Source organism: Cribrihabitans marinus, from assembly GCF_900109035.1.
GTDB classification, from domain to species: Bacteria; Pseudomonadota; Alphaproteobacteria; order Rhodobacterales; family Rhodobacteraceae; genus Cribrihabitans; species Cribrihabitans marinus.
In genome coordinates this window covers 82,838-107,167 of the sequence record NZ_FNYD01000005.1, presented here as the reverse complement: position 1 = coordinate 107,167, position 24,330 = coordinate 82,838, and the positions used below count along the sequence as shown (strand labels likewise).

The following is a 24,330-nucleotide window of genomic DNA, read 5'->3' as shown; positions in this document are numbered from 1 at the left end:
CGGCAAACGGGGCAGAATCATCAACAAGGAGAAGACAGCATGACGAAGCGACTGAGCGGGGCCATTGTCGCCCTGAGCCTGGCAGCCGGCGGCGGCGTGGCCGCAGACGAGGTGACATTGCAGCTGAAATGGGTCACGCAGGCCCAGTTCGCGGGCTACTACGTGGCCGAGGACCAGGGGTTTTATGACGAAGAGGGGCTGGATGTCACAATCCTGCCCGGCGGGCCGGACATCGCGCCCACGCAGGTGATCGCGGGCGGCGGGGCCGACGTGGTGGTCGAATGGATGCCCGCCGCGCTGGCCGCGCGCGAGAAGGGCCTGCCGCTGGTCAACATCGCCCAGCCGTTCAAGAGCTCGGGCATGATGCTGACCTGCTGGAAGGATGCCGGCATCGAGACGCCCGACGACCTGAAGAACCGTACCCTGGGGGTCTGGTTCTTCGGTAACGAGTTCCCGTTCATGAGCTGGATGAGCAGTATGGGCATCTCGACCGACGGCAAGGGCGAGAACGGGGTCGAGGTATTGAAGCAGGGCTTCAACGTCGATCCGCTGCTGCAGCGTCAGGCCGATTGCATCTCGACCATGACCTATAACGAGTATTGGCAGGTCATCGACGCGGGCGTGAACCCGGACGAGCTGGTGACGTTCAAGTACGAGGACCAGGGTGTGGCGACGCTGGAGGACGGGCTTTACGTGCTCGAGGGGAATCTCGACGACGCCGCCTTTGCCGACAAGATGGCGCGCTTTGTCCGCGCGTCGATGAAGGGCTGGAAATACGCCGAGGAGAACCCCGAGGAGGCGGCGATGATCGTTCTGGACAATGACCAGACCGGGGCGCAGACCGAGAAGCACCAGAAGCGGATGATGGGCGAGGTGGCCAAGCTGACCGCCGGTTCGAACGGCGCGCTGGACCCGGCCGATTACCAGCGCACGGTCGACACGCTGCTGGCCGGCGGGTCGGATCCGGTCATCACCAAGGAACCCGAGGGGGCCTGGACCCATGCGATCACGGATGCGGCGCTGAACTGATCCGGATCGAGGTGAGCAAGGGGCGCGGTCCGTGGTCGGGCCGCGCCCATTCGTTTGGTATTTCGCCGCCTGCGGCGGCGACCGGCCGGGGGGCGTTGCCCCCCAGACCCCCCAGGATATTTTCGGCAAGAGGAATGAGGGATCAGTGTGTGGACCGGGAGGGCGGTCAGTCCAGCCGCACGTCCGGCCCGGTGGTGGCGTCGGCGGCGGAGAAGCCGACCTCTTGCAGGACCAAGGGCGCGGCGGCGGTGATGACGATCATGGCCGCAACGGCGGCGAGGAAGGCTTTCATCGGGTCTCTCCTGAGGATGTGGCGCGGCGCATATAGGCGATCAGATCGGCCCGGTCCTGCGCCCGCACGATCCGCTGCATGGGCATCTTTGTACCCGGAATATAGTGATCCGGGCCGAGGTCGAACAGGGCGTCGATGGTCCGTTCGGACCAGACAATGTCCGATCCATCCAGCCGCTCGGAATAGAGGTAGCCGGGCACCGTGCCGGCCTGCCGCCCGAACACCCCGTGCAGGGTCGGGCCCGCGCGGCGCTGGCCGTCCGGGGTCAGGCTGTGGCAGATCGAGCATTTGCGGGCGAACTGGCGCTCGCCATTGTCCATCTCTTCGGGATCCCGGAGGAAGCTGGGCTGGGCGCTTGCCATCTTCTCGGCCCCGTCCAGCCCATCCATCGGCCAGCTGTAGAGCGTGTCGTCTATGCCGCCCGCATGCAGGTTCGCGCCGTCGGGCGAGAAGGCCAGCGCCCAGACCGGGCCGCGCAGGGTGGCGCGGAAATCATGGGCGATGCGCCACGCCTGCGTGTCGATGATCATGATATAGCCCTCGCCATCGCCGACCGCGAGGTGGCGGCGGTCGGGGCTGAGCGCCAGGGCCAGGATCGGGCGGCGGTCGAGGGTGAAGTCGCGCTGTTCGCCGGTCCCAAGATCGACCACGCGGGTGCCGCCATCGACCGCGCCATAGGCCAGCCAGCCGTCCTGCGTGTTCAGCACCAATTCGTTCAGGCCGAACCCGTGGCGGACGATCTGGCGCAGCTCCTGCCCAGTGGCCACATCCCAGAGCCGCAGAACGCCGTCCATGCCGGCGGAGTAGAGGCGGTCGCCATCCGGGGTGAACGCCACCGCGTTGACGCCGCTGCCTGCCGGCAGCGACCGGCCGGGTCCGCCATCCGCGGGCCAGAGGCCGATGGTGCCGTCCCAGCTGGCCGAGGCGACAAGGCTGTCTGACACCGCCAACCCGACGATCTTGCCCGTGTGCCGCCCGATCACCTCACCGCCGGGCCAGCGGCGCAGGGTGAAATCGTCGCCGCCCGAGTAGATCGCCGTGCCGTTCACCGCCACGGCGTTCACCGCGGCCTCGTGCCCGTCGAGCCAACGCGGATTTCGGTCCCGCCAAAGGCCCACGGAATTGTCGAAACTGGCCGTGACGATGCGGCCGTCCGGCGCGACCGCGATCGCCATGATCGGGCCGCCATGGCCCTTGAGCGTGTAGAACTCGGAGGCCGCGGACGGCCAGGGCAGCAGCGTCAGCACAAGGGCCAGCGCGCGCATGTCACTCGGCGGGCGAGGGGCTCTTGTCCCCTTCCTGCGCCGCCTCGGCCTGCTTCACCTCGTCCAGCCAGAGCGAATGGTGCTCGCGCGCCCATTGCTCCTCGACCTCGCCCGAGCCCATCGCGTCGAACGCGCCCTCCATGCCGAGGGATCCAAGGTAGATATGGGCGAGGATGATGGCCAGGAAGGCATAGGCGACGATCACGTGCCACATCTGGGCATATTGCATCTCCTGGTGCGGGCTCATCTCTTCGGGCAGATTCAGCCCCATCGCCTGCGGCAGGCCGGTCTCGTTGGCCAGCGCGAAGGTCTTGGCGAACATCGGCAGCTCGAAGGGAAACAGCAGCGACAGACCGGACAGAGAGATGGAAATGCCGAGAAGCACGCAGGCCCAGAAGATGATCTTCTGCCCGGCGTTGAACTTGCGCGCGGGCGGGTGGCTGTGTTTCGAGAACAGCCCGCCGGCTTTGGCCAGCCAGACCAGATCGTGCCGGTTGGGGATGTTGTGGGCGACCCAGTTCACGATGATGATGACCAGCCCCAGCATGAACGCCCAGGCCAGGTTGTTGTGCAGCCACTTGCTGGCCAGCGCGAGGGTGGCAAACGTGTTCTTGCCGACCAGTGGTATCAGGAAATCCCGGCCGTAGAGCGAGATCAGGCCGGTCGCGCCCAGCACCAGGAACGAGACGCCGAACAGCCAGTGGCCGAACCTCTCGAACCCGCGAAATCGGGTGACGGTGCGGCCGGTCCGTTCGCCGTCGATGCGGATGCGCCCGCGGATCACGTAGAACAGTGCCAGAATGAACAGCATGCCGGCTAGCGCGTAGGTGCCGTAGTCGCGCAGCGGCCCGGTGCGGAACTGCAGCCACCACATGCCGTCGTCCTGGATAAGCACGCCATCGGCCGGGCCGCGCGACGAGACGTTGACATCGGCCGACCCGAACCGCAGCGATCGGTAGATGTCGCTGTTCGAGGCGGTGCCCTGGCTGCGCAGCTGCCCGATCAGGGCCTCGACATTGCCGGCGCCGGTGTTCGACGACCTGTAGGAGTTGTCCACCGTCTCGCCGCGCTGCCGGGCCAGGATGTCTTCGAGCGTCGTGGCGCCCCCGGTCTGCGCGCGCGGCGCGGACTCGGCGGTGTCCGGGGCGTCGGCTTCCTGGGCTGTTGCGGCCGAGGCCAGGCCCAGAACAAGGGTGATGGTGAACAGCAATCGGAACATGGGTGCCTCGGTCGGACAGGGACGGGGACGGCCCGGATATCCGGGCCGCCCGATCGTGTCAGGTGCGGAAGGTCGGCTCAGCCGTCCTTCTGGTCATAGGCTGTGCCCCAGCCCCAGGCGCCCGAGCCGAAACCGCGCGCGACCACGCGCTCGCGGTAGATGCCCGAGACCACGTCGCCATCGCCGGCCAGAAGCGCCTTGGTGGAGCACATCTCGGCGCAGATCGGCAGCTTGCCCTCGGCGATCCGGTTGCGCCCGTATTTGGCGAACTCGGCCGTCGAATGGTTCTCTTCCGGTCCGCCGGCGCAGAAGGTGCACTTGTCCATCTTGCCACGCGATCCGAAATTGCCGGCCTGCGGGAACTGCGGCGCGCCGAACGGGCACGCGTAGAAGCAGTAGCCGCAGCCGATGCACAGATCCTTGGAGTGCAGGACGATGCCTTCCTCGTTCTGGTAGAAGACGTCGACCGGGCACACCGCCATGCAGGGAGCGTCCGAACAATGCATGCAGGCGACCGAGATCGACCGCTCGCCCGGCTTGCCGTCGTTGATGGTGACGACCTTCCGGCGGTTGATGCCCCAGGGCACCTCGTGCTCGTTCTTGCACGCGGTCACGCAGGCATTGCACTCAATGCAGCGTTCGGCGTCGACGAGAAACTTCGCTCTTGCCATGTGTCATCTCCTCCTTACGCTGACCAGATCTTGCAGAGAGTGGCCTTGGTCTCCTGCATCTGCGTCACCGAGTCATAGCCATAGGTCTGGGCGGTGTTGGAGCTTTCGCCCAGCACATAGGGATCCGCCCCCTTGGGGTATTTCGACCGCTGGTCCTCGCCCTGGAAATGGCCGCCGAAATGGAAGGGCATGAAGGCAACGCCCGCGCCCACCCGCTCGGTCACCATCGCCATCACCTTGACCTTGCCGCCCTCGGGCCCTTCGAGCCAGACCTGCGCCCCGTCGCGCACGCCCAGATCGTTGGCGTCGCGGGGGTTGATCTCGACGAACATGTCCTGCTGCAGCTCGGCCAGCCACGGGTTCGACCGCGACTCGTCGCCGCCGCCCTCGTATTCGACCAGGCGACCCGACGTGAGGATTAACGGGTAATCCTTTGAAAAGTCGTTCTTCTGGATCGAGGCATAGAGCGTCGGAAGGCGATAGGCATGCCGGTCCTCATAGGTGGGATAGTCGGCCACCAGGTCGCGCCGCGGGGTATAGAGCGGCTCGCGGTGCAGCGGGATCGGATCCGGGAAAGTCCAGACCACCGTTCGCGCCTTGGCATTGCCGAAGGGCGCGCAGCCATGTGCGATGGCGACCCTCTGGATGCCGCCGCTGAGGTCGGTCTTCCAGTTGGTTTTTTCGCCCGCGATTGCGTCGATCGTGGCCCGCTCCTCGGGCGTCAGATCGCCGTCCCAGCCGAGATCCATCAGCATCTGCATCGTGAATTCGGGATATCCGTCCTGGATCTCCGAACCCACCGAGTAGACGCCTTCGGCCAGCAGGTTTTCGCCGTCGCGTTCCACCCCGAACCGCGCGCGGAACGTAAGCCCGCCCTCGGCCACGGGTTTCGACATGTCGTAGAGGTTCGGCGTGCCGGGATGACCCATCTCGGCCGTGCCCCAGCAGGGCCAGGGCAACCCGTAATAGTCGCCATCCGCCGGGCCGCCCACCGCCTGCAGCGTCGTCCGGTCGAACGTGTGCTGGTTGGCCATGTGCAGCTTCATCCTCTCCGGGCTCTGGCCGGTATAGCCGATGGTCCAGAGGCCCGAGTTGAACTCGCGCGTGATGCTCTCGACATTCGGGGTCTCGGCATCCTCCATCTCGATATTGCGGAACAGGCGGTCCGCCCAGCCGAACTTGTTGGCGAACTTGGCCATGATGATCTCGTCCGGCAGGCTCTCGAACAGCGGCTCGACCACCCGGTCGCGCCATTGCAGCGAGCGGTTGGAGGCCGTGACCGAGCCGCGCGTCTCGAACTGCGTGCACGCGGGCAGCAGGTAGACCCCGTCGGTGCGGTCATGCAGAACGGCCGAGACGGTGGGATACGGGTCGACCACGACCAGCATGTCCAGCTTCTCCATCGCCGTCTTCATCTCGGTCATGCGCGTCTGCGAGTTCGGCGCGTGACCCCAGAGCACCATAGCGCGGACATTGTTGTCCTGGTCCATGTTCTCGGGATCCTCGAGCACGCCGTCGATCCAGCGGCTGACCGGGATGCCGCTCTCGTTCATCAGCGGCTTGTCCTTGCCGTCCTTGGCCTTGATCGTGGCGAACTGCCCCTTGAGCCAGTCCAGATCCTCGCCCCAGACACGCGCCCAGTGTCCCCAGGCGCCGGCGCTCAGGCCGTAATAGCCGGGCAAGGTATGGCTGAGCACGCCCAGATCGGTGGCGCCCTGCACGTTGTCATGGCCGCGGAAGATGTTGGTGCCGCCTCCGCTGATGCCCATGTTGCCAAGGGCCAGCTGCAGGATGCAGTACGCACGGGTGTTGTTGTTGCCGTTGGTGTGCTGTGTGCCGCCCATGCACCAGATCACGGTGCCGGGACGGTTGTTGGCCAGGGTGCGGGCCACGCGGCGCAACTGGCTGCCGGGTGCGCCGGTGACGCGTTCGACCTCTTCGGGGGTCCACTTGGCCACCTCGGTCTTGATCTGGTCCATGCCCCAGACACGGGTGCGGATGAACTCCTTGTCCTCCCATCCGTTCTCGAAGATGTGCCACAGGATGCCCCAGATCAGCCCCACGTCGGTGCCGGGGCGGAAACGGACATATTCGTCCGCATGCGCCGCGGTGCGGGTAAAGCGCGGATCGCAGACGATCAGCGGCGCGTTGTTCTGCTCCTTGGCGCGCAGCACGTGCAGCAGCGAGACGGGATGCGCCTCGGCCGGATTGCCGCCGATGATGAAGATCGCCTGGGAATTGTGGATGTCGTTGTAGCTGTTGGTCATGGCGCCGTAGCCCCATGTGTTCGCAACGCCCGCAACGGTGGTCGAGTGGCAGATCCGCGCCTGGTGGTCGACGTTGTTGGTGCCCCAGTAGGCGGCGAACTTGCGGAACAGGTAGGCCTGTTCGTTGTTGTGCTTGGCGCTGCCCAGCCAGTAGACGCTGTCAGGTCCGCTTTCCTCGCGGATCTTCATCATGCCGTCGCCGATCTCGTTGATCGCCTCGTCCCAGCTGATGCGCTTCCACTCGCCGCCCTCTTTCTTCATCGGGTACTTGAGCCGGCGCTCGCCATGCGCGTGTTCGCGCACCGAAGCCCCCTTGGCGCAATGGGCGCCCAGGTTGAACGGGCTGTCCCAGCCGGGTTCCTGACCGATCCAGACGCCGTTCTGAACCTCGGCCACGACCGTGCAGCCGACCGAACAATGCGTGCAGACCGATTTGACGGTATCAACGGCGGTGGCCGCCGCGCTTTGGGCAGAGGCCGGTGTCACCGTGCCTCCGGTGGCGCTGATCGCGGCCAGGCCGCCGATCGCCAGTCCCGATCCGCGCAGAAACGCGCGGCGGTCGACGCATGAATCGCCGGCCTTGGACAGGATACTTGTCCGCTGGGGGCGTCGCGCAACCCCGTTGGTCTTTTTCCTAAGCATGTCTTTCCTCCCTTGCGCGCCACGGCTTGCGTGGCTGGCTTGGTACCTGTGAGAAACCGGCGTCGGGGCCTTTCGCAACCGTCGGCCGGGGGCGACAGCGTCCGGGGATCAGACCGGGCGGCGTCCTGTCTCGGTCAGCGCGTCAGAAGCGCGCGCTGTCGTAATAGGCGCGGGTATGCGCGGTGTCCTGCATCCGGCCGTCCTCGACCGGCTCCGGGGACGCCTCGGCCGTGCCGGACGTGGCCACCACGGCCGCGGCCGCGGGTGCCGCCGTGCCGGCGAGCTTGAGGAAATCGCGGCGGCTTGCGCCCTGCTTTTCCGTCTTCTTCATCGGGATCCTCCTCCCTGTTGCGGTTTCGGCACCCTGCGCGGGTGCCGGCGAAATGCGGCTCAGGCCGCCGACATCCGGAACGCCTCGCGCTCGATCTCCATGAACACCCGGCCGGCTGTGCCGACCGAGGCATAGAGGACCGACGCCTCGGCGGCCTCGAGATCCGAATAGAAATGCCCCGCCCAGGGGCCGATATGCCGGTTCCAGAAGGTCTTTTGCACGTCCTGCGGCGCCGGTGCGCCGCCGAAACGGCCGACGATCAGCCCGGCCATGACCTCCATCAGCGAGGCGATGTTGTCTTCGGGCTCGTGCACGGCGCGCGCCCGCGTGATGCCCTGTGCCGCCATGTCCTGGCGCAGCTGCGCCAGCGGCTTCTCGTTGAGGAACCCGGTCAGGTAGTAGCTGGCATAGGGCAGCAACTCGCCCCGGCCCAGCCCCACGAACAGCGCGTTGTATTCGCGTTCGGCGGCGGCGGGTCCGGTGACGCCGGCGACCCGGGCCATCGCGCCGACGGCCTGGCCCAGATCGGTGTCGTCGCCGCTCAGCCCCGCGATCTGGTCCAGCAGCCCCTGGTCCGGCGGTCCGGCCAGCACCAGGCCGAGAAAGTTGTAGAAATCCGCGCGCAGGCGGTCTTCCTCGCTGATCTCCGGGGTCTGGGTCGTGGCCGTGTCCATTCTCTATCCTTCGAATTCGAACCGCATGCGGCGCGGGGCGGGGGGAGCCTCGTCGCCGGTTTGGGCCATGGGCGTCGCGGCATAGGCGGGCGCCGGCTCTTCCGGCGCCTCCACCGGCTTCCGGGCATCCGGATCCTCGGGCTCTGCCGCAGCGACCTCCGCCGCCTCTTCCTGCCGGGCCAGCGTCTCGGCATGGGCCAGCATGCCGCGCCCGACCTGATAGGCGGTCTGCAGGTTCTCGATCATGCAGGCGGCGTCGGTATAGTCCCCGCCGTAATCCACCAGCCCGTCGACATTGGCCAGCACCGGGTTGAGCCGCCACAGCCGGCGCAGCGCGCGACGGCGCAGACGATCGGGCACGGCACGGGCCATGAAGCCCGACACATCGTCGCCCGGCTGCAGGCTGTCGGGATCGGGCAGGTCCAGCTCTTCCAGGATCTCTGCATCGCTGCGGTCGGCCAATGCGGCCCGTTCGGCCTCGGCCTGCTCGGCGGCCAGCGCGGCGTGCTCGGCCTCTTGCTCGGCGGCGACCGAGGCGCGGCGGCGTGACCAGAAATCCGACCCCGCGCTCATTGCATCGCCCTCCGCGGCGCGCGGTAGACATCCGCGGGCTGGCGGATCCGGGCGTCGCCCTTGCCGTCCTCGACCCGATCGACCCGCGCCTTGTCGCGCTTGCGCTTGACGAAATGCTCGTCGCGGTGATGTTCCAGCGCGAAATCCCGGACCCAGGCGATCAGCCCCTCGGTCATGGGGATCTTCTCGACGATCTCCTCGCCGGTATCGGCATAGTCCTGCGCCTCGTAGGGCGAGGCGGTGACGAGAACCGCGTCCAGCGGCTGCCCGTCGCGCGCCTCGTCCCGCAGGACCAGGTAGATCGACGGCTGCTTGTCCGAGAGATTTGCCAGGTAGGCCTCGGCCTCGGCCGCCCAGAGCGTCAGCGGAAGGGTCGCGGCGTGGTATTCCACCGCATCGCCCTCGCGGCGCAGCTCGACCCAATCGGCAGGTCCGGCGCCCGGCAGCACCGCTACCGCGCGCCAGTTCCACTGCGCCCAGCGGGTGACGCCCGGTATCTTCCGGACAATGACGCCCAGCGGCATGTCGATGTGTATGGCGGCTGACGCCAATCTTCCCTCCCTGGAAGGCTCGCCCCAGCCTTCCGTTGCGACAAGTATGAAACAGAATACCACCGTGTGCCAAGCCTTTTCCGATTGCGCAGCACCCCGGGGCCGCCGCGACAACCGGGTCTTTGACCGCAGCGCGCGTGCGGGCTTTACGCGGTGCCGTGCAAGGGCCTAGTCTGCTGCCGGGGCGCGCGGTGATGCCGTGCATCGAACCCCGAGGGAGAAACATGGTCAAATCGTTGATTCTTTGCGATTGCGCCGGATCGCAGGCGGTCGATGCCGAGCGGATCGCGCAGGGATGCGGCACCAGCTGTTCGCGGGTCCATACCGAGCTGTGCGGGGCCGAGCTGGACCAGGCCGCGCGGCTGATCGGGCAGGGCGACGCCGTGATCGCCTGCCAGCAGGAGCGCGCGACGTTCGAGGCGCTGGCCGAAGAACTGGGCGTCGAGGCGCCGGGCTTCGTCGATCTGCGCGACCGGGCGGGGTGGTCCGACCAGGGCGACCGGGCCGGGCCCAAGATGGCCGCTCTGGCCGCCGAGGCGCTTTTGCCCGCTCCGATCACGCCTGCGGTGGACGTGATCAGCGAGGGCGTCTGCCTCATCGCCGGCCCCGGCGATGTCGCCTTCGATCTGGCCGCCCGCCTGTGCGGGACGCTCGCGGTCACGGTGCTTGTCACCGACGCGGCGGACCTGCCAGCGCGGCGCGATTTCGACGTGATCCGGGGCCGGGTGCGTCAGCTCAGCGGCGCGCTGGGCGGGTTCGCGTTGCGGCTCGACGGGTTTCGGTCGGTCTCGCCCTCGGGGCGTGGCGACTTCACGTTGACCGAACCGCGCGACGGCGCGCGCTCGGATTGCGACATCGTGATCGACCTGACCGGCGCGGCGGCGATGGTTCCGGCGCCGGACAAGCGCGAAGGCTATCTGCGGGCCGATCCGCGCGATCCGCTGGCCGTGGCGCGGTTGGCGAATGACGCGGCGCAGCTGGTCGGCACGTTCGAAAAGCCGCTCTATGTGCGGCTGGACGAAAGCCTGTGTGCCCATTCCCGCGCCGGGCAGGTGGGGTGCACCAACTGCCTCGACATCTGCCCCACCGGCGCGATTGTGCCCGCCGGCGACCACGTGGCCATCGACCCGATGGTCTGCGCCGGGTGCGGGTCCTGCGCGGCGCTCTGCCCCTCGACCGCGATCACCTACGAGGATCCGGCGATTTCGACCCTGCTGCGCCGGATGGAGGTGCTGTCCCGGACCTACCGGCAGGCCGGCGGGGATGCGCCGCGCCTGCTGGTGCACGAGGCGCACGGGGCCGAGATGATCCGGCTGGCCGCCCGCTTCGGGCGCGGCCTGCCGGCCGATGTGATCCCGCTGGAACTGGAGGTGGTGTCGGGCTTCGGCCATGCCGAGATGCTGGCCGGGCTGGCGCATGGCTTTGCCCGCGTCGATGTCGTGCTCGCGCCCACGACCGAGCGCGATGCCCTGAGCCGCGACCTGGCCCTGGCCGAGGCGATTGCCGGGCCGGGGCGTCTGGGTCTGATCGACGAGGCCGATCCGGACGCGCTGGCCGATCTGCTCTATGCGGCCGACGCGCCCGCGCCCCTGGCCCAGCCGGTGCTGCCGCTGGGCAACCGGCGCCAGGTCGCGCGGCTGGCGGCGCAGGCGCTCAACCCGCAGGCCGAGGCGCCGCTGCCGTTGCCCGAACACGCCCCCTATGGTGCGGTTCTGGTGGATACCGACGCCTGCACGCTGTGCCTGAGCTGCGTGTCGCTTTGCCCGTCGGGCGCGCTGATGGACAACCCCGACAAGCCGCAACTGAACTTCCAGGAGGATGCCTGCCTGCAATGCGGCATCTGCCGCAGCGTCTGCCCGGAGGATGCGATCGCGCTGGAGCCGCGGTTCGACCTGTCCGATGCGGCGCTGGGCCAGCGCGTCCTGAACGAGGAGGAGCCGTTCGCCTGCGTCGAATGCGGCGCGCTGTTCGGAGTGAAATCCACAGTTGAGCGGATCATGGACAAGCTGGCCGGCACTCACCCGGCCTTTGCCTCGTCAGAGCAGGCGCGGATGATCCAGATGTGCGACGATTGCCGGGTGCAGGCGCAGTTCCACAGCGAGAACAATCCCTTCACAGGCGCGCCCAGGCCCAGGCCGCGAACCACCGAGGATTACTACTCGACGCGCAAGGATCACTGAAGTTGCAGCGGCGCGCCGAGATCAGCGGCGGATGTCGTCGCCACGAAGGCCAGGATCGCTTCGAGATCGTCCAGCGTCATGCGCACGGGATGGATCGGAGACGGGCGTTCGATGTCGAAGGGCGGGGTGACTCCCTCGATCTGGGTGAAGGCGCCATGCGGCTTGAGCACGTAGAACTGCTGAAACCGCTCGGCCCAGTCGGGCAGCGTGCGCAGAACCGCGAAGGAGGGCGTGGAGCCGAGCCCGTTCATCCGGTTCTGCGGCCCGATCACATGGCAGCGCCCGCAATGGGTCAGGGAGAGCCGCGCGCCCGCCGCGCTGTCGCCCTCGAAACCGACGGTCTCCTCTTCGACTTGGGCGTCGAAACGGGCGGTGAACATCGGCTCTCCATCGGGCTGGAAACTTTCGATCGTCCGGCGCCCGATCTCGGAGATGAGCCAGTCGCGGAATCGCACCTGCCGCGGATCGTCGCCGATCTCGAGGTGATAGACCGCCCCTCCGCGCCGGAACACCGGCGGGCCCGCGCCCGCTTCGGCCAGCCGCATCGCGCCGTTTTCGTCGGGACGAACCCGGATTCCGGTCTTGAGCGAGAAGCGCGGCAGAATATGTTTGAGAAGCCCGGTCCGCGCGACGGCCTCGGGTGCGGCCAGGCCAAGCGGTTCCTGCGACCAGGAGGCACTGGCAGCCAGGAGCAGGGTCAGGCACAAGAGGACCGAACGCATGGGCACTCAGCCTAGGGTCGGCGATGCGCGTGCGTCAATTGTTTTGAAACCCCGGAAGGAGGTCCGAGAACCATGAGCGGCGATTACAACATGTCGATGCGCAAGTTCCTCAAGCAGGTCGGCGTGACCAGCCAGCAGGCCATCGAAGAGGGGTTGCGCAAGGCCGGCACCCCGCCCGGCGGCGACTTCGAGGCCAAGATGGTGCTGACCATCGACGGGCTGGAGGTCGAGCACGTGGTCCACGGCCGGATCAAGGACGGCGAGGCATGAGCACACGCGATGCGGTTCTTGCGAACCTCAGGAAGATCACCGATCCGGTCTCGGGGCAGGATATCGTCAGCGCCGGCCTGGTGCGGGCGCTGAATGTCGAGGGCGGCACGGTGCGTTTCGTGCTCGAGATCGACCCGAAACAGGCCGACAAGATGGAGCCCGTGCGCGCCACCGCCGAAGCGGCCGCGCGCGAGGTAGCGGGCGTCGAGACGGTCTCGGCGATGATGACGGCACATTCCGAAAAGGCGCCGCCGGACCTCAAGCCCAAGCCGAAACCCTCGCAGACCGGCCCGCAGCCGGTGGCCGGTGTGGATCGCATCATCGCGGTGGCCAGCGGCAAGGGCGGGGTCGGCAAGTCCACGATCTCGGCCAACCTGGCCTGTGCCCTGGCCGCCGAGGGGCGGCGCGTTGGGCTGCTGGATGCCGATGTCTACGGGCCGTCGCAGCCCAGGATGCTGGGCGTGTCCGGCCGGCCCGCCAGCCCGGACGGAAAGACCATCCTGCCGCTGCGCAACCACGGCGTCACCATGATGTCCATGGGGCTGATGGTGAACGAGGCGCAGGCGGTGGTGTGGCGCGGTCCGATGCTGATGGGCGCGCTGCAGCAGATGATGAACCAGGTGCAATGGGGCGCGCTGGACGTGCTGATCGTCGACCTGCCGCCGGGCACCGGCGACGTGCAGATGACGCTGAGCCAGAAATTCGTGGTCGACGGCGTGATCGTCGTCTCGACCCCGCAGGACGTGGCGCTGATCGACGCGCGCAAGGGCATCGACATGTTCCGCCAGCTCAAGGTGCCGATCGTCGGCATGATCGAGAACATGTCCACCCATATCTGCTCGAACTGCGGGCACGAGGAGCATGTGTTCGGGCATGGCGGCGTGGCGGCCGAGGCGCGGGCGCTGGACGTGCCTCTGCTGGGCGAGATCCCGCTGCACCTGGACATCCGCGTCACCAGCGACAGCGGTGCGCCCATCGTGGTGACCAGGCCCGACAGCTCCCAGGCCGAGGCGTTCCGCCGGATCGCCCGCGATCTGGTCGCGCAGGGCCAGGCCTGAGCATGGCGCAGCCCACGTTCCCGCCGCTGATGCAGGGCCAGGCCGTCACCGCGGGCGCGGACCCGTTCGACCGGGCCCGCGCGCTGGCGGCGCTGGGCTGCGATGCCGGGACGGTGGTGCACAACGTGCAGGCCGACCGGCTGCGCGCGGCGCTGGTCGTCGCGCCCGAGGTGCCGCTGGCCGACGCGATGGCGATGATGCCGCTCTGCGGTGTCGGGTTCCAGAACGCGCTGGGCGCGCTCGCCCCGCCCGAGGTGGCGGTGCATCTGGGCTGGGACGGGACGATCCGCGTCAACGGTGCGCGCTGCGGCACCCTGCGCGTGGCCGCAGCGACGGATGCGCCGGATGCCGTGCCCGACTGGCTGGTGGTGGGGCTGGATGTTGCGATCCTGCAGACCGCGCAGGCGCCGGGCGCCACGCCGGATGTCACCGCGCTCCATGACGAGGGCTGCGCCGAGGTGGATCCGCAAACCCTGCTCGAGGCCTGGGCGCGCCACACGCTGAACTGGATCAACCGCTGGGACGGCGCGGGCAATGCGCCGCTGCACGGCGAATGGATGGGGCTGGCGCATGGCGTCGGCGAGGCCGTCGAGCAGGGCGGCCTGACCGGCACCTTCCTGGGCGTCGACGAGCGGTTCGGGATGCTCCTGCGCGACGGCGACCAGACCCACCTGCTGCCGCTGACCACACTTCTGGGAGATCGGTGATGAAACTGGCCCGTGCGATCCATTTCGACGAGAGCGACCAGCGCGTGTTCCACTCTCCGGCCCGGACCGGCGAATGGTGCATCTCGGGCGGGTTCGAATTCTCGAACTGGGGCGAGGCCGACCTGGAAGGCAAGCCGCGCCAGGCCTTCATCAACGGCTGGCTCGGGCTCGAGACCTTCGGCCGCGTCACCTTCGTCGCGGTGACGCAGATCCAGCCCGAGGAGCGCGCGGCGCTCGAACAGGATCTGGCGCAGCATTTCGTCGATCTCTACGGCGCCCCCTCGGTCGAGGCGGCGCTGGGCGTGGCCCGCGAGGAGATCGCCCAGATGTGCGACCTGTGCGAAGCCCATGCCGCCAACACCCTCCTGACCGTCACCCGCGAGCTGGACGACGACGGCGTGCGCGAAACCTACCGCGTGATCGAACCCCAGGGCGCGGCGCTCGATATCCTGGCTGTGCATGGCTCGCTGGAGGAGTAGGGGGCGGGGTGAGCTGCCGGTGGTGCGTCAAAGTGTGGTGCGTTTTCGATCTTGCAGGATTTCCGGACTTTCGATGGTGTTTCGCGAAGAAGTGCGAACGTCCCTTGGCCGACGGTCACACCTTCCATGCCAAACCTCCGCTGCGAGACCAATCACGTCATTGGCTTGCCATTCCAACCAGCATCGAGCCGAACGCAACGAGGTGCACCAGCACCAGCGCCCGGTCGTTCCACAGCACACCCACCATCAACCAGCCCAACACACCGACGAGAAACAGGTACAGGTTCCAAGGCGTCAACCCGAACCCGGTGGCCGCATAGCCCATGATTTGCATGAACGAGGCCACCCATTTCACGGCGAACGCGGTCCGTCCGGTCTCGATGATATTGGTCGCCTCACACGCCACGGGTCAGCCCTCCGTCGATCCGCCAGTTTTGCCCGGTGACGTAGCCGCCACCCTCGGAGGCGAGCCAGCCGATCAGGGAAGAGACCTCGTCTTCCTTGCCGTAGCGACCCATCGGGATGCGTGACCGGCGCTCCTCCGTCTCCGGAAGACTGTCGATGAAGCCCGGCAGGATGTTGTTCATGCGGATGTTCTGCGCGGCATACTTGTCCGCGTAGAGCTTGGCGAAGCCGGCGAGCCCGGCCCGGAAGATGCCGGAGGTCGGAAAGAGCGGGTCGGGTTCGAATGCCGCGAATGTGGAGATGTTGATGATCGCGCCGCCGCCCTGGGCCGCCATGACCGGCGTGACGAGGCGGGTGGGACGGATCACGTTCAGAAGGTAGACGTCGAGCCCTGCGTGCCAGTCCTCGTCCGTCATCTCGAGAATATCACCCTTGGGGCCGTGCCCGGCCGAATTCACGAGAACGTCGACGCGGCCCCACCGGTCCGTCGCGCCGTCGACGAGGCGCGCAAGATCCTCGACCGATTGGTTCGATCCGGTGACGCCGAAGCCGCCGAGATCTTCGGCAAGGGCCTCCCCCTTGCCGGAGGACGACAGGATGCCGACCTTGAAACCATCGGCGGCCAAGCGTTTCGCGGCACCGGCGCCCATGCCGCTGCCACCTGCCGTGATCAATGCCACTTTTTCTGTCGTCATGATCCTATGCTCCTTACTTGCCGGAGAGGTCCGGCTTCACCTGTATTTCAGCAGTTAAGGGGTTTATGATGCTCTGACCAGCCAGATGGGTTGTTGCTTGAGTGTAGGAAATCTATTGTGTCGAACGAAATCGGCTTGCCTCCGCTGAACGGCCTCCGGGCATTCGCAGCGGCGGGCAGACATCTGAGCTTCCGCGCGGCGGCCGACGATCTGGGCGTGACCCAAGGTGCGGTTGCTCAGCAGGTGCGTGGACTCGAGGAGCATCTCGGCCTCCGCCTGTTCCTGAGGGAGCCGCGCGGCCTGGCGTTCACCGAGGAGGGGCGCGCCTACCACGCGCCGGTCTCGCGCGCTTTCTCCCAGCTCTCCGATGCGACCGCGGCGCTTCGGTCGGCACCGTCTCGGGTGACAATCAGCGTCACCCCTACCTTCGCGTCGAAATGGCTCATCCCGCGGCTTGCGGAGTTCACCGCAGCCCATCCCGGGATCGATCTCCGCATCACCGCCACGGAGCGCGTCTCGAGCTTCCATTCAGACGGGATCGACCTGGCGGTCCGACAGGGACGACCGCCGTTCGGGGCGAGCTTGCGCGCCGATCTAATGTTCCGACAGGACGTCATTGCGGTCTGCTCGCCAAGCCTGGTTGCCGCTCATACCCTGCCGCTCGACGCGGCGGGCTTGGCGCGCATGACACTGCTGCACGACACACACGATCTCTGGCCGAAGTTCATCGGCTTGACCTTCGGGGACGACGCCGAGCAGCCGCGCGGGCTCCGGTTCAACCAGACAACGTTGAGCCTCGACGCGGCCCTGGCTGGGCAGGGGATCGCCCTGGCAAGCCGCTACCTCGTTCAGCGCGACCTGGAGACCGGTCGTCTTGTGCAACCGATCGACGGTGCTCTTGAGGCTGGACTGGACTTCTATCTGCTGACGCCGCGACAGGGCGCTTCTGACGCCTCGTTGCATGTGCGGGACTGGCTGCTCGGCATGACGAGCGACGGAGGCTGATTAGCGCTGCCCCGATGATGGCTGGTGACGCAGCTTTGCCGACCGGGCCGGCTTTCGTTCTCGATGCAGTGAATTTCAGTTTCCCGGCCTTCCCAATGGATGGTTTGCATTCCACCACCGTCGTGGTCGTGCGCACAGCTGACCGCATTCCGCCAAGATCCACCACTCCAAAAACAAGGGGCAGCGACCCTGCCGCTGCCCCCAAAGAGTCCCGTGTGGCCCGCCTCAGTCGGCCGGGCCGAAGGCCGAGAGGCCCTTGAGGATGTCGATGGCATAGGCCAGCTGGTAGTCCTCTTCGCGCAGTTCGGCGGCGGCGTCGGCCTTGGCGCGGTCTTCCTCGATCTGGCGGATCTCGTCCTCGCTCAGGCTGTCGTTGTTCAGCCGCCCGCGCAGATCCGCCTCGGAGCGGCTGGGGCGGTCGCCGTTTTCCTCTTCCTCGGCCTCATTGGGGCGGCGGCGCGGTTGCTGCACCACGATGTCGGGGCTGACGCCCAGCGCCTGGATCGACCGGCCCGAGGGCGTGTAGTAGCGCGCGGTGGTCAGGCGCATGGCGCCGTCGCCCCTGAGCGGCATGACGGTCTGGACCGAGCCCTTGCCGAAGCTCTTGGTGCCCACGACGATGGCGCGGCGGTGGTCCTGCAGGGCGCCGGCGACGATTTCCGAGGCCGAGGCCGAGCCGCCATTGATCAGCACGACGATGGGCTTGCCCGAGGCCAGGTCGCCCTCGGAGGCGTTGAACCGCTCGCCATCGGCGGCCTGGCGGCCCCGGGTCGAGACGATCTCGCCACTGTCGAGGAACGCGTCCGAGACCTTGATCGCCTGGGTCAGCAACCCGCCGGGATTGTTGCGCAGGTCCAGCACGATGCCGTTGACCTGATCCATGCCGCCGGCTTCCTCGACTTGTTTTTTCAGCCCCTCTTCGAGGTTGGGATAGGTCTGGTCGTTGAAGGTGGTGACGCGCAGCACCACGCTTTCGCCCTGGGTGCGGGCGCGCACGGCGGTGAGCTTGATCGTGTCGCGGATGATCGAGATGTCGAAGGGTTCGTCCTCGCCCTCGCGCACCACGGTGATGATGATTTCGGATCCCACCGGGCCGCGCATCATCTCGACCGCCTTGTCCAGCGTCAGGCCCAGCAGGCTTTCGCCGTCCACATGGGTGATGAAGTCGCCGGCCTCGACCCCGGCCTCGTCGGCGGGCGTGCTGTCGATGGGCGAGACCACCTTGACGAACCCGTCCTCCTGCGTGACCTCGATGCCCAGGCCGCCGAATTCGCCGCGGGTCTGCACCCGCATGTTCTCGGCGTCGTCGGGCGAGAGATAGCTGGAATGCGGATCCAGCGATGTCAGCATTCCGTCGATCGCGGCCTCGATCAGCTCGCCGGCCTCGACCTCCTCGACATATTGCGCCCGGATCCGCTCGAAGATGTCGCCGAACAGGTCGAGCTGCTCGTAGACATTGGCGTTCCCCTTGGCCTCTTGCGCCACCAGCGGTCCGGCGATCTGCGTCGTCGCCACGATCCCCGCCAGAATGCCGCCGGCGGCGGCCATCACGAATTTTTGCATGCTCGTCTATCCATCCATTTCGGTTCTGAACCACGTTGCGGGGTCCACGGGGCTGCCCCCTTCCCGGACCTCTATATAGAGCGTTTCTGACCGGTCAGTTCCAGTACCCTCACCGCTTGTTGACAGGATTGCGCCGATTTCGGGCGTCTGACCGCCCATCAGGCCGACCGGCGCGCCCTCGGGGATCACCTGACCGGCCTCGCCGAAGACCTCGGCCAGGCCGGAGAGCACGAAGAGCACGTCCTGCTGCGGCTCCAGAATCACCACGTTCCCCAGATCCAGCAGGGGGCCGCGATAGCGGATCGTGGCCGGTGCCGGCGACGTGACCAGCGCGCGGGGCCGTGTCGCCAGGATCACGCCCTCGCGCGAGATGCCGGCGGCATCGGCCTGGCCCGCCCGGTGCAGCAGCACGCCCTGCACCGGCCAGGGCAGCTGGCCCTTGCGAGACGCAATGGACATCGCGGTATCGCCGATCTCGCCGGTGCCGATCAGCGACAGGCCGTCGGCGAACCCGGCCAGCGTCTCGGTGGAATCGATCAGGATCGCGGTGCGCACCGGGTCGGCGGTAAAGCGGCGGGGCAGGTCGGTGCGGTCGGCGATGGCCTTGCTCAGCTCCGCGCGGGCCTGCTGTACGCCCGCCAGACCGTCCTGCAGCGTCTCGGCGGCGTTGTGCTGCAGCTGGCGCAAGGTGCGCACCTCCTCCAGGTCCCGTGCCAATGCCTGGGTGCGGGTGTTCAGCGCCGGTGTCACCTCGGCCAGCATCATCGCCGAGCGCGCGGCGCCCATCGGGCCCGAGGGATGCAGCATCAGCAGCGGCGGCGGCGAGGTCTCGATGGTCTGCAGCACGCCCAGCAGGCGCGCCACCTCGCCCTCGCGGGCGCTCAGCTGTTGGGTCAGCGCGCGTTCGCGCAGCGAGGCCTGGCGCAGGCCCTTGCGCATCGCGCCCAAGCCAGCCTCGTATGCCTTGACCGTCTCGGTCAGCGCCTTGACCCGGTCGCGGGCACTTTCGGCCTCGTCCAGCGCGACCGAGGCCTGTTCCAGCATCTGCGCGGCCGCGCGCGCGGCGCCGGCCGGATCCTCCTGCGCGCCGGCTGCGCTGGCCCAGAGAAACGCGCCGGATATGAGCGCGGCCAGCCTCATTCGATCAGGCTCTTGCCGGTCATCTCGGGCGGTGGCGCAAGGCCCATCAGGTCGAGGATCGTCGGCGCCAGGTCCGACAGCCGCCCGTCGCGCAGGCGTGCGTCGGCGGGGCCGCCGACCAGTGCCACCGGCACCGGGTTCAGGGTGTGGGCGGTGTGCGGCCCGCCGGTCTCGGGATCGACCATGACCTCGCAATTGCCGTGATCGGCGGTGACGATCATCGCGCCGCCGGCCTTCTCCAGCGCGGCCAGAACCTGCGCCAGCCCTTGATCGACCGCTTCGCAGGCCTTGATCGCCGCGTCCAGGTCTCCGGTATGGCCCACCATGTCGGGATTGGCGTAGTTGGTGACGATCAGGTCATAGCCTTCGCCGATCGCCTCGACGAATTTCTCGGTCACGTCGGGGGCCGACATCTCGGGCTGCAGGTCATAGGTCGCCACCTTGGGCGATTTCGGCATATGCCTGTCCTCGCCCGGCTCGGGCTCTTCCTTGCCGCCGTTGAGGAAGAAGGTCACATGCGGGTATTTCTCGGTCTCGGCCAGCCGGAACTGCCGCAGCCCGTGCCCGGCCACCCAGGCGCCCAGCGTGTTCACGATGTCGCGGGGCGGGAAGACCGTGGTCATATAGGCGTTGTGGCCCTGGGAATACTCCACCATCCCCAGAAGGGCGGCCAGGTCCGGCCGCGGGCCGGTGTCGAACTCCGAAAAACCGGGTTCGCCGATGGCGCTCAGGATCTCGCGGGCGCGGTCGGCCCGGAAGTTGAGGCAGAACATGCCGTCGCCGCTCTGCACCCCGGCATAGTCGCCGATCACGGTGGCGGCGATGAACTCGTCGGTCTCGCCCCGCTCATAGGCCTGCGCGACCGCCTGCGCCGCGCTGTCGGCATGCTGCCCGTCGGCGCGTATCATCGCGGCATAGGCGGCGCCCACGCGCTCCCAGCGGTTGTCGCGGTCCATCGCAAAATAGCGCCCGGTGATGGTGACGATGCGCGCGCCCTCGGGCAGGCGCTTCTCCAGCGTGGCGATGAAGCCCTCGGCGGATTTCGGCGCCACGTCGCGCCCGTCGGTCATTGCGTGCAGCGCCACCGGCACTCCGGCGCGGGTCACGGCCTGGGTTGCGGCGACGATGTGGTCGAGGTGCCCGTGCACTCCGCCGTCCGAGACCAGCCCCATCAGATGCGCGGTGCCGCCGGTCTTTTTGAGCCGGTCGATGAAGGCGAGCAGATTGGGGTTCTCGAAGAACGATCCGTCCTCGATCGCCAGGTCGATCTGGCCCAGGTCCATCGCCACCACCCGGCCGGCGCCGATATTGGTGTGGCCGACCTCGGAATTGCCCATCTGGCCGCTGGGCAGGCCCACATCGGGGCCGTGGGTGGTCAGCGTGGCATGTGGCCCCTGCATGATCGCGTCGAAGGTCGGGGTGCGCGCCAGGTGCGGCGCGTTGGCCTGCGTTCCCTCGGACAGGCCCCAACCGTCGAGGATGCACAGGCAAACGGGCTTGGGCACGGTCATGTCGATCCTCCGGGGGCTGCTCCTGCCCGCCTTCTACCCTTTGCCCGCAGCGGGGTGAACCATCTTTTTCCGCCCCTGCCGGTTGTGGCAGGATCAAGCGTCGCGGGCGGCGTCGGTGCGCGGGGGCGGATTTCCGTGTTCGATCCCGCCGGTTCCGGCCCCCGGCGTCAGCAGGTGGCGCAACAGTGCCACGGGATGCGCCTTGAGGCTGAGGCGCAGGGCGACGTAATCCTCGACCACCTCCTCGCCCAAGCTCATCCGGGGCAGATGCGCGGCGGGCTCGTCGATGGCCTCGCCGTCCATGTCCTGCGCAAAGAGCGGCAGCGGACGGTCCTGGGCGATGGCCTTGGCGGCCCAGAGCGCCTCGCGCCGGGTGAGCCCGCAGCCGGCGAAGGCGTCGGCCTCGGCCAGCCGCTCGATCGCGGCGGGCGTCAGCCCGGCGCGGCGCCAGACATCCTGGACCTCGGTATAGCCGTTGCCGCGCGCGGCGGTCAGCCAGCCGGCATCCTCCTCGCTCAGCCCCTTGATCTGCCGGAACCCCAGGCGCAGGGCCAGCCCGCCCTGGCCATCGGGCTCCATCGCGTTGTCCCAGTAGCTGGCATTGACGCAGACCGGGCGCACGGTGACCCCGTGCTCGCGCGCGTCCCGCACGATCTGCGCCGGCGCGTAGAAGCCCATCGGCTGCGAGTTCAGCAGCGCACAGGCGAAGAGGCCGGGATGGTGGCACTTGATCCAGGCCGAGGCATAGACCAGCAGCGCGAAGCTGGCGGCGTGGCTTTCGGGAAAACCGTAGGACCCGAACCCCTCGATCTGCGAAAAGCAGCGTTCCGCGAACTCGGCGTCATAGCCGTTGCGCTTCATCCCGCGCAGGAACAGCGTGCGGAACTCGCTGACATTGCCGTGCTTCTTGAAGGTGGCGAGCGACCGGCGCAGGCGGTCGGCCTGTTCGGGGGTGAAGCCCGCGCCGACGATGGCGATCTGCATCGCCTGTTCCTGGAACAGCGGCACGCCCAGCGTCTTGCCCAGCACCGCGCCCAGCGCGTCCGAGGGAAAGCTGACCTCCTCCTCGCCGTTGCGGCGGCGGATATAGGGATGCACCATGTCGCCCTGGATCGGGCCGGGACGGATGATCGCCACCTCGATCACCAGGTCGTAGAAGCAGCGCGGCTTCATCCGCGGCAGGAAGTTCATCTGCGCCCGGCTCTCGACCTGGAACACGCCCACGCTGTCGGCGCGGCAGAGCATGTCATAGACTTCCGGATCCTCGGGCGGCAGGGTGGCCAGGCCGAACCGGGTCTGGTGATGCCGTTCGATCAGGTCGAAGGCCTTGCGGATGCAGGTGAGCATCCCGAGCGACAGCACATCGACCTTGAGGATGCCCAGCGAATCGATGTCGTCCTTGTCCCAGCAGATGACGGTGCGGTCCTCCATCGTGGCGTTCTCGATCGGCACCAGCTCGTCCAGCCGCCCCTCGGTGATGATGAAGCCGCCCACATGCTGGCTGAGGTGGCGGGGGAAGCCCACGATCTCGTGGACCAGCGCCATGGTCTGTTTCAGGCGGCGGTCCTCGGGGTCGAGGCCGATCTCGCGCATCCGCTGCGCCTCGAGCCCGTCGGTCGAGAAGAAGCCCCAGAGCTGCGAGGAGAGCGCCGATATGGTGTCCTCGGTCAGGCCCATGGCGCGGCCGACCTCGCGGATGGCGCGCTTGCCGCGGTAGTGGATCACCGTGGCGCAAAGCCCGGCACGGTGACGGCCATAACGCTCATAGATCCACTGGATCACCTCCTCGCGGCGCTCATGCTCGAAATCGACGTCGATATCGGGCGGCTCGTCGCGCGCCTCGGAAACGAAGCGTTCGAAGACCATGGTGCCGATCTCGGGCGAGACGCTGGTGACGCCCAGGCAGTAGCAGACCACCGAATTGGCAGCCGAGCCGCGCCCCTGGCAGAGGATGTCGCGCGAACGGGCGAAATGCACGATGTCGCGGACGGTGAGGAAATAGGGCTCGTAGTTCAGCCGGGCGATCAGGTCGAGCTCATGCGCCAGCATCCTGCGCACGGAGGCCGGCGCGCCCGCGGGATAGCGCCACTCCAGCCCTTCGTGGGCCAGCCGGTCCAGCCGGTCCGAGGGGGTTTCTCCGCCGGCGATCTCGCTGGGATATTCATAACGCAGCTGGTCCAGCGAAAAGCTCAGGCTGTCCGCCAGGTCCCGGGCCCGCGCCACCGCGTCTTCGTGACCCTTGAAGAGGCGCCTCATCTCGGCCCCCGAGCGCAACCGCTGCTCGCCATTGGCCAGCGCCGCGCGGCCCAGCTCCTCGACCTTGCAGCGCAGGCGGATGGCGCTGAGCACGTCGGCCAGCCGGCGCCGCCGCCCGCGATGCATCCGCGGCGCGGCGCTGGCCAGGGTCGGCAGGCCCAGCCGCCGCGCCTCGTCGGCCAGCGCGTCGAACCGCGCCGGATCGGTGCCGTCATAGCGCGGCGTCAGCAGCAGGTGCATCCGCCCGGCAAAGCGGCGCGACAGCCGTTCCGCCCGTGACTGCCATCCGCACGCGCCGTCCGGCGAGGGGGCCGCCCGTGGCCAGAGCAGCAGGTGGAGCCCGTCGGCATGATCCAGCAGGTCCTCCAGCTGCAGGATGCAGTCGCCCTTTTCGGCCCTCAGCCGACCGAGCGAGAGGATCCGGCACAGGCTGGCCCAGCCCTGCCGGTCCATCGGCAGCGCCGTCACCGGGGGTGCGTCGGTGAAGACCAGCCGCGCCGCCGGGATCAGCCGCGGCACATCACGGATCGGGTAGGAGGGCGGTTTCGGCAGGTGTTCGGGGCGCGGCGGGCCGATGGGGGTGTTGGCGGCCTCCCAGTCCAGCCGCTCGCGGACCCGGCGGGCGACATGGCGCGTCTCGGTATGGGCGCGCACGATGCCCGCCACCGAGTTGTCGTCGGCGATGGCAAGGGCGGGCAGGCCCAGCCGCACGGCGCGCTCGACATAGTCCTCGGGGTGCGAGGCCCCGATGAGGAAGGTGAAGTTCGAGGTTATGGACAATTCGGCAAACATGGCTGGGGGATAGTATATTCACCTTTTGTTCCA

General features: G+C 67.9%; 23 protein-coding genes. 7 read left to right on the top strand and 16 right to left on the bottom strand.

Features of this window, described 5'->3' with window-relative positions; translation table 11 throughout:
• Positions 1-39: 39 nt before the first annotated feature.
• A complete protein-coding gene (locus tag BMX57_RS09775) occupies positions 40-1,029 on the top strand; it encodes an ABC transporter substrate-binding protein (protein WP_092365873.1) in 990 nt (329 codons plus the stop codon).
• Between the two features lie 166 nt (positions 1,030-1,195).
• Here the strand turns inward: BMX57_RS09775 and BMX57_RS21010 are convergent, their stop codons facing one another.
• From BMX57_RS21010 to BMX57_RS09735, 9 genes are all read right to left on the bottom strand, one after another.
• Positions 1,196-1,321, bottom strand: coding sequence for a hypothetical protein (locus BMX57_RS21010; protein ID WP_268236014.1), 126 nt, complete (start codon positions 1,319-1,321; stop codon positions 1,196-1,198).
• Positions 1,318-2,586 (bottom strand): c-type cytochrome, encoded by a 1,269-nt coding sequence (locus BMX57_RS09770; protein ID WP_092365870.1) that lies wholly within the window; start codon positions 2,584-2,586, stop codon positions 1,318-1,320. Before BMX57_RS09770 ends, BMX57_RS21010 begins: the two co-directional genes overlap by 4 nt.
• Position 2,587: 1 nt before the next feature.
• The gene (locus tag BMX57_RS09765; RefSeq protein ID WP_092365867.1) at positions 2,588-3,805 is read right to left on the bottom strand and encodes a formate dehydrogenase subunit gamma; all 1,218 of its coding nucleotides are present in this window, start codon (positions 3,803-3,805) and stop codon (positions 2,588-2,590) included.
• 77 nt (positions 3,806-3,882) lie between these two features.
• Positions 3,883-4,476 carry a formate dehydrogenase FDH3 subunit beta gene (gene fdh3B, locus BMX57_RS09760; RefSeq protein ID WP_092365863.1) on the bottom strand — a complete coding sequence of 198 codons (594 nt, stop codon included), beginning with the start codon at positions 4,474-4,476 and terminating at the stop codon, positions 3,883-3,885.
• A 14-nt stretch (positions 4,477-4,490) separates the two neighbouring features.
• Entirely contained in the window at positions 4,491-7,385 is a 2,895-nt protein-coding gene (locus BMX57_RS09755; protein WP_092365860.1) for a formate dehydrogenase subunit alpha, read from the bottom strand.
• A 142-nt stretch (positions 7,386-7,527) separates the two neighbouring features.
• Entirely contained in the window at positions 7,528-7,716 is a 189-nt protein-coding gene (locus tag BMX57_RS09750) for a twin-arginine translocation signal domain-containing protein (RefSeq protein WP_092365857.1), read from the bottom strand.
• A 59-nt stretch (positions 7,717-7,775) separates the two neighbouring features.
• Complete coding sequence (locus tag BMX57_RS09745) at positions 7,776-8,390, bottom strand: TorD/DmsD family molecular chaperone (protein WP_092365854.1); 615 nt, start codon at positions 8,388-8,390, stop codon at positions 7,776-7,778.
• Positions 8,391-8,393: 3 nt separating this feature from the next.
• Positions 8,394-8,963, bottom strand: a complete 570-nt coding sequence (locus BMX57_RS09740) for a DUF3306 domain-containing protein (protein WP_092365850.1) — start codon at positions 8,961-8,963, stop codon at positions 8,394-8,396.
• Complete coding sequence (locus BMX57_RS09735; RefSeq protein ID WP_092365847.1) at positions 8,960-9,514, bottom strand: DUF3305 domain-containing protein; 555 nt, start codon at positions 9,512-9,514, stop codon at positions 8,960-8,962. Before BMX57_RS09735 ends, BMX57_RS09740 begins: the two co-directional genes overlap by 4 nt.
• Before the next feature lie 224 nt (positions 9,515-9,738).
• Between BMX57_RS09735 and BMX57_RS09730 the strand changes: the two genes are divergently transcribed.
• On the top strand, positions 9,739-11,694 hold the full coding sequence (locus BMX57_RS09730) for a 4Fe-4S binding protein (protein ID WP_092365844.1): 1,956 nt from the start codon (positions 9,739-9,741) through the stop codon (positions 11,692-11,694).
• Here the strand turns inward: BMX57_RS09730 and BMX57_RS09725 are convergent.
• The gene (locus BMX57_RS09725) at positions 11,688-12,416 is read right to left on the bottom strand and encodes a c-type cytochrome (protein ID WP_092365841.1); all 729 of its coding nucleotides are present in this window, start codon (positions 12,414-12,416) and stop codon (positions 11,688-11,690) included. The two genes, BMX57_RS09730 and BMX57_RS09725, sit on opposite strands and share 7 nt — an antisense overlap.
• Before the next feature lie 72 nt (positions 12,417-12,488).
• Between BMX57_RS09725 and BMX57_RS09720 the strand changes: the two genes are divergently transcribed.
• The 4 genes from BMX57_RS09720 to BMX57_RS09705 are packed head-to-tail and all read left to right on the top strand — an operon-like array spanning position 12,489 to position 14,930.
• Positions 12,489-12,686, top strand: coding sequence for a DUF6494 family protein (locus BMX57_RS09720; protein WP_092365838.1), 198 nt, complete (start codon positions 12,489-12,491; stop codon positions 12,684-12,686).
• Positions 12,683-13,744 (top strand): Mrp/NBP35 family ATP-binding protein, encoded by a 1,062-nt coding sequence (locus BMX57_RS09715; RefSeq protein ID WP_092365835.1) that lies wholly within the window; start codon positions 12,683-12,685, stop codon positions 13,742-13,744. Before BMX57_RS09720 ends, BMX57_RS09715 begins: the two co-directional genes overlap by 4 nt.
• A 2-nt stretch (positions 13,745-13,746) precedes the next feature.
• On the top strand, positions 13,747-14,451 hold the full coding sequence (locus BMX57_RS09710; protein ID WP_092365832.1) for a biotin/lipoate--protein ligase family protein: 705 nt from the start codon (positions 13,747-13,749) through the stop codon (positions 14,449-14,451).
• On the top strand, positions 14,451-14,930 hold the full coding sequence (locus BMX57_RS09705) for a DUF6505 family protein (RefSeq protein WP_092365829.1): 480 nt from the start codon (positions 14,451-14,453) through the stop codon (positions 14,928-14,930). The genes BMX57_RS09710 and BMX57_RS09705 overlap by 1 nt, the downstream gene beginning before the upstream one ends.
• Positions 14,931-15,087: 157 nt before the next feature.
• Here BMX57_RS09705 and BMX57_RS09700 read toward each other — a convergent pair whose 3' ends face one another.
• Both BMX57_RS09700 and BMX57_RS09695 read right to left on the bottom strand, forming a co-directional pair.
• A complete protein-coding gene (locus BMX57_RS09700) occupies positions 15,088-15,336 on the bottom strand; it encodes a DUF6552 family protein (RefSeq protein WP_092365826.1) in 249 nt (82 codons plus the stop codon).
• Positions 15,326-16,030 (bottom strand): SDR family oxidoreductase, encoded by a 705-nt coding sequence (locus tag BMX57_RS09695; protein WP_092365823.1) that lies wholly within the window; start codon positions 16,028-16,030, stop codon positions 15,326-15,328. Before BMX57_RS09695 ends, BMX57_RS09700 begins: the two co-directional genes overlap by 11 nt.
• 117 nt (positions 16,031-16,147) lie before the next feature.
• Here BMX57_RS09695 and BMX57_RS09690 point away from each other — a divergent pair, with 117 nt between their 5' ends.
• Entirely contained in the window at positions 16,148-17,035 is an 888-nt protein-coding gene (locus BMX57_RS09690) for a LysR substrate-binding domain-containing protein (protein ID WP_092365820.1), read from the top strand.
• 225 nt (positions 17,036-17,260) lie between these two features.
• On the opposite strand, the gene BMX57_RS09685 is transcribed toward BMX57_RS09690, so the two are convergent.
• From BMX57_RS09685 to BMX57_RS09670, 4 genes are all read right to left on the bottom strand, one after another.
• Positions 17,261-18,598 carry a S41 family peptidase gene (locus tag BMX57_RS09685; RefSeq protein WP_092365817.1) on the bottom strand — a complete coding sequence of 446 codons (1,338 nt, stop codon included), beginning with the start codon at positions 18,596-18,598 and terminating at the stop codon, positions 17,261-17,263.
• Positions 18,599-18,604: 6 nt separating this feature from the next.
• The gene (locus tag BMX57_RS09680) at positions 18,605-19,738 is read right to left on the bottom strand and encodes a murein hydrolase activator EnvC family protein (protein WP_092365815.1); all 1,134 of its coding nucleotides are present in this window, start codon (positions 19,736-19,738) and stop codon (positions 18,605-18,607) included.
• Positions 19,735-21,249 carry a 2,3-bisphosphoglycerate-independent phosphoglycerate mutase gene (gene gpmI / locus BMX57_RS09675; RefSeq protein ID WP_092365812.1) on the bottom strand — a complete coding sequence of 505 codons (1,515 nt, stop codon included), beginning with the start codon at positions 21,247-21,249 and terminating at the stop codon, positions 19,735-19,737. Before gpmI ends, BMX57_RS09680 begins: the two co-directional genes overlap by 4 nt.
• Positions 21,250-21,342: 93 nt before the next feature.
• A complete protein-coding gene (locus BMX57_RS09670) occupies positions 21,343-24,297 on the bottom strand; it encodes an error-prone DNA polymerase (protein ID WP_092365809.1) in 2,955 nt (984 codons plus the stop codon).
• Between the last annotated feature and the right edge of the window lie 33 nt (positions 24,298-24,330).

Excerpts from the sequence above, each read along its gene's own strand:
- BMX57_RS09765 (WP_092365867.1), bottom strand. The coding sequence starts at position 3,805 with ATGTTCCGATTGCTGTTCACCATCACCCTTGTTCTGGGCCTGGCCTCG.
- BMX57_RS09725 (WP_092365841.1), bottom strand. The coding sequence starts at position 12,416 with ATGCGTTCGGTCCTCTTGTGCCTGACCCTGCTCCTGGCTGCCAGTGCC.
- BMX57_RS09695 (WP_092365823.1), bottom strand. The coding sequence starts at position 16,030 with ATGACGACAGAAAAAGTGGCATTGATCACGGCAGGTGGCAGCGGCATG.
- BMX57_RS09750 (WP_092365857.1), bottom strand. The coding sequence starts at position 7,716 with ATGAAGAAGACGGAAAAGCAGGGCGCAAGCCGCCGCGATTTCCTCAAG.
- BMX57_RS09705 (WP_092365829.1), top strand. The coding sequence starts at position 14,451 with ATGAAACTGGCCCGTGCGATCCATTTCGACGAGAGCGACCAGCGCGTG.
- BMX57_RS09680 (WP_092365815.1), bottom strand. The coding sequence starts at position 19,738 with ATGAGGCTGGCCGCGCTCATATCCGGCGCGTTTCTCTGGGCCAGCGCA.
- BMX57_RS09670 (WP_092365809.1), bottom strand. The coding sequence starts at position 24,297 with ATGTTTGCCGAATTGTCCATAACCTCGAACTTCACCTTCCTCATCGGG.
- BMX57_RS21010 (WP_268236014.1), bottom strand. The coding sequence starts at position 1,321 with ATGAAAGCCTTCCTCGCCGCCGTTGCGGCCATGATCGTCATCACCGCC.
- gpmI (WP_092365812.1), bottom strand. The coding sequence starts at position 21,249 with ATGACCGTGCCCAAGCCCGTTTGCCTGTGCATCCTCGACGGTTGGGGC.
- BMX57_RS09710 (WP_092365832.1), top strand. The coding sequence starts at position 13,747 with ATGGCGCAGCCCACGTTCCCGCCGCTGATGCAGGGCCAGGCCGTCACC.
- BMX57_RS09775 (WP_092365873.1), top strand. The coding sequence starts at position 40 with ATGACGAAGCGACTGAGCGGGGCCATTGTCGCCCTGAGCCTGGCAGCC.
- BMX57_RS09740 (WP_092365850.1), bottom strand. The coding sequence starts at position 8,963 with ATGAGCGCGGGGTCGGATTTCTGGTCACGCCGCCGCGCCTCGGTCGCC.
- BMX57_RS09715 (WP_092365835.1), top strand. The coding sequence starts at position 12,683 with ATGAGCACACGCGATGCGGTTCTTGCGAACCTCAGGAAGATCACCGAT.
- BMX57_RS09730 (WP_092365844.1), top strand. The coding sequence starts at position 9,739 with ATGGTCAAATCGTTGATTCTTTGCGATTGCGCCGGATCGCAGGCGGTC.
- BMX57_RS09755 (WP_092365860.1), bottom strand. The coding sequence starts at position 7,385 with ATGCTTAGGAAAAAGACCAACGGGGTTGCGCGACGCCCCCAGCGGACA.
- BMX57_RS09720 (WP_092365838.1), top strand. The coding sequence starts at position 12,489 with ATGAGCGGCGATTACAACATGTCGATGCGCAAGTTCCTCAAGCAGGTC.
- BMX57_RS09745 (WP_092365854.1), bottom strand. The coding sequence starts at position 8,390 with ATGGACACGGCCACGACCCAGACCCCGGAGATCAGCGAGGAAGACCGC.
- fdh3B (WP_092365863.1), bottom strand. The coding sequence starts at position 4,476 with ATGGCAAGAGCGAAGTTTCTCGTCGACGCCGAACGCTGCATTGAGTGC.
- BMX57_RS09685 (WP_092365817.1), bottom strand. The coding sequence starts at position 18,598 with ATGCAAAAATTCGTGATGGCCGCCGCCGGCGGCATTCTGGCGGGGATC.
- BMX57_RS09770 (WP_092365870.1), bottom strand. The coding sequence starts at position 2,586 with ATGCGCGCGCTGGCCCTTGTGCTGACGCTGCTGCCCTGGCCGTCCGCG.